This window comes from Pseudolysinimonas sp. (assembly GCF_057350545.1).
Genome location: NZ_JBMRCP010000086.1, coordinates 25,017 through 33,748, shown reverse-complemented (window position 1 = coordinate 33,748; position 8,732 = coordinate 25,017). Strand labels below are relative to the sequence as shown.

Below are 8,732 nucleotides of genomic sequence, written 5' to 3'. Positions count from 1 at the left end.
GACCCCGACGTTCCCGATGGACCAGTACTCGCTCGACGACCCGACGAGCCCGTGGGTCGTCGTCAACAAGCAGCGCCCGCTCCAACCGCAGGACTACGCACCGGCCGACCTCGTCGGCTTGAGCTTCATCGAGGGCGGCCAGATGCGCGCCGAGGCGGCCGCTCAGGTCGAGGCGCTCGCGGCGCAGTTCACGGCCGAGACCGGTCTGCAGTTCCGCACGATCTCGTCGTACCGCAGCTACAGCCGCCAGGTGGATGTCTACAACGGCTGGGTCTCTCGCCTCGGCCAGGAGGCGGCGGACCTCACGAGCGCGCGGCCCGGGCACAGCGAGCACCAGACGGGTATGGTCATCGACTTCGGCGCGGTGCCGGCGCAGTGCGATCTCGACCAGTGCTTCGCCGACACGACGCAGGGCTCCTGGCTCGCCGCGAACGCCTACAAGTGGGGCTTCATCCTGCGCTACCCGAACGGCTTCACCCACGTCACGGGCTACGAGTTCGAGCCCTGGCACTACCGCTACGTCGGCGTCGACCTGGCGACCGAGATGCACGACACCGGGGTCGCGACGCTCGAGGAGTTCTTCGGCCTGCCGGCCGCCCCGACCTACTGATTCGGTGGCCGAGTAGCGCCGGAGGCGCGTGTCGAGACCTACCCTCCCAGGGCCGCGTCGACGATCGTCTTCGCCTCGGCCTGCACCTCGGCCAGATGCTCGGGCCCGCGGAACGACTCCGCGTAGATCTTGTAGACGGCCTCGGTGCCCGACGGTCGGGCCGCGAACCAGGCGTGCTCGGTGACCACCTTGACGCCGCCGATCGCCGCGCCGTTGCCGGGCGCCGTCGACAGCCGGTCGACGATCGGGTCGCCCGCGAGCCGGTCGGCCCGGATGTCGGAGCCGGACAGCTTGCCGAGCCGCGCCTTCTGCGCCGGGGTCGCCGCGGCATCCACGCGGGCGTAGGCAGGGTCTCCGAATTCCGCGGTCAGCTCGCGGTAGAGCTCCGACGGCGACTTCCCGGTGACGGAGCGGATCTCGGCGGCGAGGAGGGCGAGGATGATGCCGTCCTTGTCGGTTGTCCAAGCCGAGCCGTCGAGCTCGAGGAACGACGCCCCGGCGCTCTCCTCCCCGCCGAACGCGACGGAGCCGTCGAGGAGGCCGGGCACGAACCACTTGAACCCGACCGGCACCTCCCACAGCGCGCGACCGTGGGACGCGACGACGCGGTCGATGATGGTCGATGACACGAGCGTCTTGCCGATGCGGGCGTCGACCCGCCACCCTTCGCGGTGCTCGAGCAGATAGTGGATGGCGACCGCGAGGAAGTGGTTCGGGTTCATGAGCCCGCCGTCGGGCGTGACGATCCCGTGGCGGTCGGCATCCGCGTCGTTGCCGGTGAGCAGGTCGAAGTCGCCGCGGCGGGCGACGACGGATGCCATGGCGCTCGGGCTCGACGGGTCCATGCGGATCCTCCCGTCCCAGTCGAGCGTCATGAAGCTCCACCTCGGGTCGACCGCCGGGTTCACGACGGTGAGCGGGAGGCCGTACTGCTCGGCGATGCGTGCCCAGTAGGCGACGCTTGCGCCGCCGAGCGGGTCGGCGCCGAGTCGGAGACCTGACGCGCGGATCGCGCCGATGTCGAGCACCGCCGCGAGGTCGTGAACATACTCGCCGAGGAAGTCGTAACCCTCGACGCGGGTGTCGCTGGATCGGCGCACCTCACGGTTGCCGCTCGCGATGAGCTCGTTCGCGCGTCCCGCGATCCAGCCCGTGGCATCCGAGTCGGCGGGTCCGCCGTGCGGCGGGTTGTACTTGAAGCCACCGTCGCGCGGCGGGTTGTGGCTCGGAGTGATGACGATGCCGTCGGCCTGCGCGCCGCCCAGCGGGAGACCGCGGTTGTGGCGGATGATCGCGCGGCTCACCGCGGGCGTCGGCACGAAGCCGTCGGCGGCGTCGACGAGCGCGGTGATCCCGTTCCCCGCGAGCACCTCGAGGCACGTGCGCTGTGCTGGCGCGGAGAGCGCGTGGGTGTCCGCACCGACGAAGATCGGCCCCTCGACGTTCTGCGACGCGCGGTACTCGACGATCGCCTGCGTGATCGCCGCGATGTGCGTGTCGGTGAAGGCGCCGTCGAGGCTCGAACCGCGGTGGCCGCTCGTGCCGAACACGACGGGCTGGTCGGGAGCCGGAGGCGCCTCGTACGCCGCGAGCAGCGCGTCGAGGTCGACGAGGTCGGACTCTTGAGCAGGCGTGCCGGCGCGATCCGTCATGCCCCGATCCTCCCACCGCCGCGAGGGGTCGCTGTGGGGGCTTGCGCGTGCCGCGTGAACCCCGCACAGCGACCCCTCGCGGATCGGCGGTGTCGGTAGGCTCACAGCCATGCCGTCGTACAGCTACCTCGGGCCCGTCGGCACGTTCACCTGGGTCGCGCTGACGCAGGTACCGGAGGCCCAGGGCGCGGACTGGCGCAGCGTCAACAACGTCGGCGAGGCCCTCGACGACGTGCTCTCGGGCCGCAGCGTCGGGGCCGTCATCGCGATCGAGAACAGCGTCGAGGGCGGCGTGAGCGCGACCCAGGATGCCCTCGCCAACATCCCCGGCCTCCGCATCGTCGGCGAGTACCTCGTGCCCGTCAACTTCTCGCTGGTCGCGCGTCCCGGCACGAAGCTCTCCGAGGTGCGGGTCATCGCCGCGCATCCCGTCGCCTACGCGCAGTGCCATCTGTGGCTCGACCGGGAGCTCCCCGACCACGAGCATCTCCCCGCGACCTCGAACGTGAGCGCCGCGACAGGCCTGCTCGAGCCGGGGTCGATTGCGGACGCCGCCGTCGCGCCGCCGGGCATCGAAGGAGTGCACGGGGTCGAGGTGCTCGCGGAGAGCATCGGCGACAACCCGAACGCGGTCACGCGCTTCGTGCACGTCTCATCGAGCAGGGTCATCCCGCCGCGCACGGGTGCCGACAAGACGAGCGTCATCGTCGAACTGCCCTCCGACGCCCCCGGCGCCCTCATGGAGATGCTCGAGCAGTTCGCGACCCGCGGGGTCAACATGAGCCTGCTCGAGTCGCGGCCGATCGGCGACGCCCTCGGCCGCTACCGGTTCGTCGTCGACCTCGACGGCCACATCGAAGACGAGAGGGTCGCCGACGCCCTGTTGGGGCTCAAGCGGTTCAGCCCCAACGTCATGTTCCTCGGGTCGTATCCTCGGGCGGATCGTCAGCAGATCGACGTACGGTCCCGCTACGGCGACGACGTCTTCGTCGAGGCGCGCGACTGGCTGCGCGCCATCCTCTCGGGCGAGCCCGAGGTCTGACAGAAGGGCAGCGGATGGCGGACGATTCAGGGATCGACCCGCGCTACGCCGCGCAGTTCCAGCGCGGCTTCGACCCGACCCAGCACACCGCGGCGCCCGTCGCACGGGATGCCCCGCCGTCGCGCGAAACCCCGGTGCGCCTCGCCGGAGGTCCGGTGACGACCGCCGTGCGGGTCGACGACCGTCCGGTGCCGAGACCCCGACCCGTCGTTGCGGAGCAGCCGGCTCCGAGTGCGGAGGTCGAGCCCGAGGAGCTCGACGACGACCCGCCGACGCGGCGTCGTCCGATCGCCGAGTGGGTGCTGCTCGGCATGGCGGCGGTGCAGTTCGTCGCCGCCTACGCCGCCCTGTGGCTGCAGTGGAACTCGCAGAGCGAGGGCTTCGGGTTCGGGACGGGCATCGACGGGATGCTGCTGTTCGTCTTCATGAACTCGCTACCCGGCCCGCTGTTCCTCGGCGGGGTGGTGGCCCTCATCCTCTGGGTCGCCCTGCGTGCGGCCGGTCGGACGTCGCGATGAACCTGCGGTGGGTGCTCGCGGCGTTCGGGGTGGCGGTCGCCGCCCTCGGGCTCGGGGTCGCCATCGTCGTTCGCATGTTCGCCGTCCAGCTGCGGATGAACTCGCCCGAGGTCGCACAGCACTCCCCGGCCGAGCAGGAGGCGCTGTCGCAGGAGTTCAGCCAGGCGTGGACGTTCGCCCAGCACCTGCCGTGGTTCCTCGCAGCCGGGCTGATCGCCCTCGCGGCGGCCGTCGCGCTCGTGGCGCTGCGGGCTCAGCGCGCCGCGTCGGCCTCCTCGGCGACGGCGTCACGCGACGCCTGAGTCGCCTCCGCCTTCTCGTCGCCGGTCGGCGCGTCGAGCGCGTGCCCCTCGGGAAGCCGTACGCGCACGGCGCCGGGATCGACGGTCGTGCGGAAGCCGGTGACCTGACCGAAGATGTCTCCGTCGAGCTCGAAGTCTTCGGGATGGTCGAGCGACACCTCGAACTTGGCGCCCTTGAGGTAGCGCAGCGTGCGGATCTCCTTCGACATCCCCATGAGCTTCCGCCCCGCCTGGGACCGGCGCAGCACGCCGTTCTCCCACACGATCTTCACCCAGACCTGCACCCAGCCGACGAAGCCCTCGGGTCGCAGGCTCACGATGTCGAACAGGCCGTCGTCGACCGACGCCTCCGGCAGGAGCAGGATGTTGCCGGGCAGCGAGCCGCAGTTGCCGACGAGCACCGTGTGGGCGCTCATCGACCGCGTCGGCCCGTCGTCGAGGCGGAACCTCATGCGCATCCGGTTGGTGTCGCGCAGCGCCTTGCCGATCGCGTCGATGTAGGCGAGCCAGCCGAAGCGCTTCTTGAGCTGCTCGTCCTGATTGACGATCATCTGCGCGTCGAGGCCGATGCCGGCCATCACCAGGAACGCACGTGACTCGAGCGAGCCGTCCATGCGACGCATGTCGGCGATGCCGAGGTCGATGCCGTGGTCGGTGCCGGTGAACGCCGTGGCGACCGACTCCTCGAGGTGGTTGAGGGTGAGATGCAGGTTGCGGGCGAGCAGGTTTCCGGTGCCCGACGGCAGCAGGGCGAGCGCGCAGTCCGCGTCGCGCAGGCCTTCCGCGACCGCGCGCACGGTGCCGTCGCCACCGGCCGCGAGCACGACCTCGGCGCCCTTCTCGGCTGCCTCGCGGGCCTGCCCCGTGCCCGGGTCGTCGACGCTCGTCTCGAGCCACAGGCTCTCGGCCCAGCCGGCGTCCTTCTCGGCCGCGGCGACGGCCGCGCGGAGGGCGTCGACATCCACCTTCACAGGGTTGTAGACCACGGCCGCACGACGCGTGGCCGCAGGCGTCGCGGGCATGCGATAACGGTAGACCACGGGATGCCGGGACGCGGGGGCTTGCACACCCGTCAATAGGATGGGACGGTGATCGATCCGCTCCTCTTGCGCGAGAACCCCGACCTCGTCCGGCGCTCGCAGGAGGCGCGCGGCGTCTCGCCCGACACGGTCGACGCGGCGATCGCCGCCGACGCCGCCCGTCGCGCCGCCATCACGGCGTTCGAGACGGTGCGTGCGGAGCAGAACGCGTTCGGCAAGACCGTCGCCGCCGCCCCGAAGGAGGAGAAGGCCGCGCTGGTCGCTCAGGCACAGGAGCTCGCCGCGCAGGTGAAGGCCGCCCAGGCGGCGGTGACCGAGGCTGAGGCGACGTTCGACGAGGTCGTCGGCAGCATCCAGAACGTCGTGCTCGACGGCGTGCCCGCAGGTGGCGAGGACGACTTCGTGGTGATCCGCGAGGTCGGCACCCCGCGCGAGTTCGACTTCGAACCGCGTGACCACCTCGCGATCGGCGAGCTGCTCGGCGCGATCGACATGGAACGCGGCGCCAAGGTGTCGGGTGCGCGGTTCTACTTCCTCAAGGGCGTCGGCGCGCGGCTCGAGTTCGGCCTCATCCAGATGGGGCTCGATCGGGCGCTCGCCGCAGGCTTCGAGCCGCTCATCACGCCGACTCTCGTGCGGCCCGACATCATGGCGGGCACCGGGTTCCTCGGCGCGCACTCCGACGAGATCTACTACCTCGAGCGCGACGACCTCTATCTCACGGGCACGAGCGAGGTCGCGCTCGCCGGATTCCACAAAGACGAGATCCTCGACGTCTCGAACGGCCCGATCCGCTACGCCGGCATCTCGACGTGCTACCGGCGCGAGGCGGGCTCCGGCGGCAAGGACACCCGCGGCATCATCCGCGTGCACCAGTTCCAGAAGCTCGAGATGTTCTCGTACGCCGACCCGAAGGATGCCGAGGCCGAGCACGCGGCGCTCCTCGCGATGGAGGAGGGGATGCTGACCGACCTCGGCCTCGCCTACCGCGTCATCGACGTCGCCGCAGGAGACCTCGGCTCGAGTGCCGCGCGCAAGTTCGACACCGAGGCCTGGGTGCCGACGCAGGGTGCGTTCCGCGAGCTCACCTCCACGTCGAACTGCACGACGTACCAGGCGCGCCGCCTCGACATCCGCCACCGCGGCGCCGACGGCAAGACCTCGCCCGTCGCGACGCTCAACGGCACCCTCGCCACGACGCGGTGGATCGTCGCTCTGCTCGAGACCCACCAGCAGGCCGATGGATCGGTCGTCGTGCCCGAGGCATTGCGCCCCTACCTGGGCGGCCTCGAGGTCTTGGAGCCCAAGTGACCGACGCGACCGAGAAGTGGCTGGTCGCGCTCGACGTCGACGGCACGGTGCTCCAGGAAGACGGCACGCTCACCGACGCGACCATCGCGGCGATCCAGGCCGTGCGCGATCAGGGGCACGAGGTGATGCTCTCCACCGGACGCTCGATGTCGATGACGCTGCCGATCATGGAGCGGCTCGGTCTCGTCTCCGAGTACGTCGTCTGCGCCAACGGCGCGCTCGTGCTGCGCCGTGACGCCGACGCGCCCGTCGGCTACTCGCGTCACCACGTCGAGATCTTCGACCCCACCGAGGTGCTGCGGACGATCCGCGGCCACCTCGGCGAGGCGAGCTTCGCGGTCGAGGATGCCGAGGGCGTCTTCCGCTTCACCGGCCACTTCCCCGACGGTGCGCTCGGTGCGGCGAGCGAGAAGGTCGAATTCGACGAACTGCTGCACATGGAGGCCACACGCGTCGTCGTGCTCTCTCCCGGGCACCAGATCGACGACTTCCTCGACGTGGTCGAGCGGATGGGCCTCCACAAGGTCACCTACAACGTCGGCTGGACCGCCTGGCTCGACATCGCCCCCGACGGGGTGAACAAGGCGACCGGGCTGGAACGCGTGCGGTCGGCGCTGGGCATTCCGGCATCCCGAGTCTTCACGGCGGGCGACGGACGCAACGACATCGACATGCTCGAGTGGACCGCCGCGGGCGGCGGCGTCGGCGTCGCGATGGGGCAGGCGCCCGACGAGGTCGTCGAGGCCGCGACCGAGGTCACCGGCACCGATCTCGACGACGGTCTCGCCGCTGCGCTCTCACGGCATTTCCCGGGTTAGCCCGCGTCGGCGTCCGTTACGATCAGTTCTCGGATTCGCCAGGGAGGGCTGTCCGAGCGGCCGATGGAGCCAGTCTTGAAAACTGGTGGGCAGAAATGTCTCGTGGGTTCGAATCCCACGCCCTCCGCCCTTGCCGCCACCCGATCAGGAACGAGGACCCGACGTGAGCGACCGTCAGCGACCCGCGGCCCGCGAACGCGCCGGTATCGCCCGCCACGGCAAGCTCACGCCCGCGCGCGCCTGGAAGTCGATCCTCTCCCTCGTCGCGGGGAGCCTCGCCGTCGTGTTCGTGGCCGGGGTGTCCGTCGCGGGCATCGCGGTGTGGCAGCTGCAGTCGCAGATCGACACGGTCGAGATCGACTTCGACGCCGGCGGCGCCCCGGTCAACATCGCGAGTTTCGAGGGCGGGTTCAACATCTTCCTCGCCGGGAGCGACACCCGCGAGGGACAGGGCGATGCGTTCGGCGACGACCCCGGCTCGGAGCTCAACGACGTGAACATGCTCCTGCACGTCGCGGCCGACCAGAAGAGCGCGGTGCTCGTGAGCATTCCCCGCGACATGGTCGTGCCGATGCCGAAATGCGAAGACGGCGGCCCCGCGACGGGTCTGCCGATCAACGAGACCATGTCGTACGGCGGGCTGGCCTGCACCGTGCTCACCGTCCAGAACCTGACCGGACTCGACATCCAGTTCGCCGGGCTCATCACCTTCAACGGGGTCATCGCGATGTCGGACGCCGTCGGCGGCGTGCCGGTCTGCATCACCGAGCCGATCGTGGACCCCTACACCGGCTTGAACCTGCCCGAGGCCGGAGTCCACACCCTGCAGGGCTGGAGCGCACTCGCGTTCCTCCGGTCGCGGCACGGTGTGGGCGACGGCAGCGACCTCGGGCGCATCAGCTCGCAACAGGTGTTCCTGTCGTCGCTCGTGCGCACGATCAAGAGCGACGGCACGCTCAACGACTTCGGCAAGCTCTACGGCATCGCCCAGGCGGCGACGCAGAACATGACCCTGTCGCAGGGCTTCGCGCGCCCCGATACCCTCGTGTCGATCGCGCTCGTGCTCAAAGACATCCCGCTCGAGAACATCGCGATGGTGCAGTACCCGAGCCGCACGGGCGGCACCGGCATCTACACCGGCAAGGTGCAGCCGATCACGTCGACGGCCAATGCGCTCTTCGACGCGATCAAGGCCGACACCCCGATCGGGCTCGACTCCAACGCGGTCGGCGCGGACGGCGGGTCGACGCTCGACCCGAACGCGCCCACCCCTGGCACGCCCGACCCGTCGGCCACGCCCGACCCGTCGGCGACGCCGAGCGACCCGATCCCCGAGGCGCAGGTCATCCCGGGGCTCAAGGGTCAGAACGCGGCGCAGCACACCTGCTCGGTCGCCAACTGATCCGGTGCGGCGCGCCGGGTGCGTGCCGTTAGGATGG

Annotated in this window: 9 protein-coding genes and 1 tRNA gene; 8 read left to right on the top strand and 2 right to left on the bottom strand. The window is 70.5% G+C overall.

All coding sequences use genetic code 11. The features are described from left to right. Positions 1–610, top strand: a 610-nt coding sequence (locus ACO1X9_RS12490; protein ID WP_486351167.1) for a M15 family metallopeptidase, incomplete at its 5' end; no start/stop codon positions are given. Positions 611–648: 38 nt separating this feature from the next. Here the strand turns inward: ACO1X9_RS12490 and pgm are convergent. Beyond that, complete coding sequence (gene pgm / locus ACO1X9_RS12485; protein WP_486351166.1) at positions 649–2,262, bottom strand: phosphoglucomutase (alpha-D-glucose-1,6-bisphosphate-dependent); 1,614 nt, start codon at positions 2,260–2,262, stop codon at positions 649–651. A gap of 109 nt (positions 2,263–2,371) precedes the next feature. Here pgm and pheA point away from each other — a divergent pair, with 109 nt between their 5' ends. Genes pheA through ACO1X9_RS12470 form a run of 3 tightly spaced genes read left to right on the top strand, consistent with a single transcriptional unit; the run spans position 2,372 to position 4,124 of the window. Next, entirely contained in the window at positions 2,372–3,304 is a 933-nt protein-coding gene (gene pheA / locus ACO1X9_RS12480) for a prephenate dehydratase (RefSeq protein WP_486351165.1), read from the top strand. A gap of 14 nt (positions 3,305–3,318) precedes the next feature. Then, positions 3,319–3,822, top strand: coding sequence for a hypothetical protein (locus ACO1X9_RS12475; protein ID WP_486351164.1), 504 nt, complete (start codon positions 3,319–3,321; stop codon positions 3,820–3,822). After that, entirely contained in the window at positions 3,819–4,124 is a 306-nt protein-coding gene (locus ACO1X9_RS12470; protein WP_486351163.1) for a hypothetical protein, read from the top strand. The genes ACO1X9_RS12475 and ACO1X9_RS12470 overlap by 4 nt, the downstream gene beginning before the upstream one ends. Here the strand turns inward: ACO1X9_RS12470 and ACO1X9_RS12465 are convergent. Further along, complete coding sequence (locus ACO1X9_RS12465) at positions 4,076–5,146, bottom strand: diacylglycerol/lipid kinase family protein (RefSeq protein ID WP_486351162.1); 1,071 nt, start codon at positions 5,144–5,146, stop codon at positions 4,076–4,078. The genes ACO1X9_RS12470 and ACO1X9_RS12465 overlap by 49 nt on opposite strands. A 66-nt stretch (positions 5,147–5,212) precedes the next feature. On the opposite strand from ACO1X9_RS12465, the gene serS reads away from it, so the two are divergent. The 4 genes from serS to ACO1X9_RS12445 all read left to right on the top strand — a co-directional run bounded on the left by serS (position 5,213) and on the right by ACO1X9_RS12445 (position 8,695). Continuing rightward, positions 5,213–6,475: a serine--tRNA ligase gene (gene serS, locus ACO1X9_RS12460; protein WP_486351161.1), complete on the top strand. Its 1,263-nt coding sequence runs from the start codon at positions 5,213–5,215 to the stop codon at positions 6,473–6,475. Then, a complete protein-coding gene (locus ACO1X9_RS12455) occupies positions 6,472–7,293 on the top strand; it encodes an HAD family hydrolase (protein ID WP_486351160.1) in 822 nt (273 codons plus the stop codon). The genes serS and ACO1X9_RS12455 overlap by 4 nt, the downstream gene beginning before the upstream one ends. 42 nt (positions 7,294–7,335) lie before the next feature. Beyond that, positions 7,336–7,420: transfer RNA gene (locus ACO1X9_RS12450), tRNA-Ser, on the top strand. Between the two features lie 36 nt (positions 7,421–7,456). Next, on the top strand, positions 7,457–8,695 hold the full coding sequence (locus ACO1X9_RS12445) for an LCP family protein (RefSeq protein WP_486351159.1): 1,239 nt from the start codon (positions 7,457–7,459) through the stop codon (positions 8,693–8,695). Positions 8,696–8,732 lie beyond the last annotated feature (37 nt).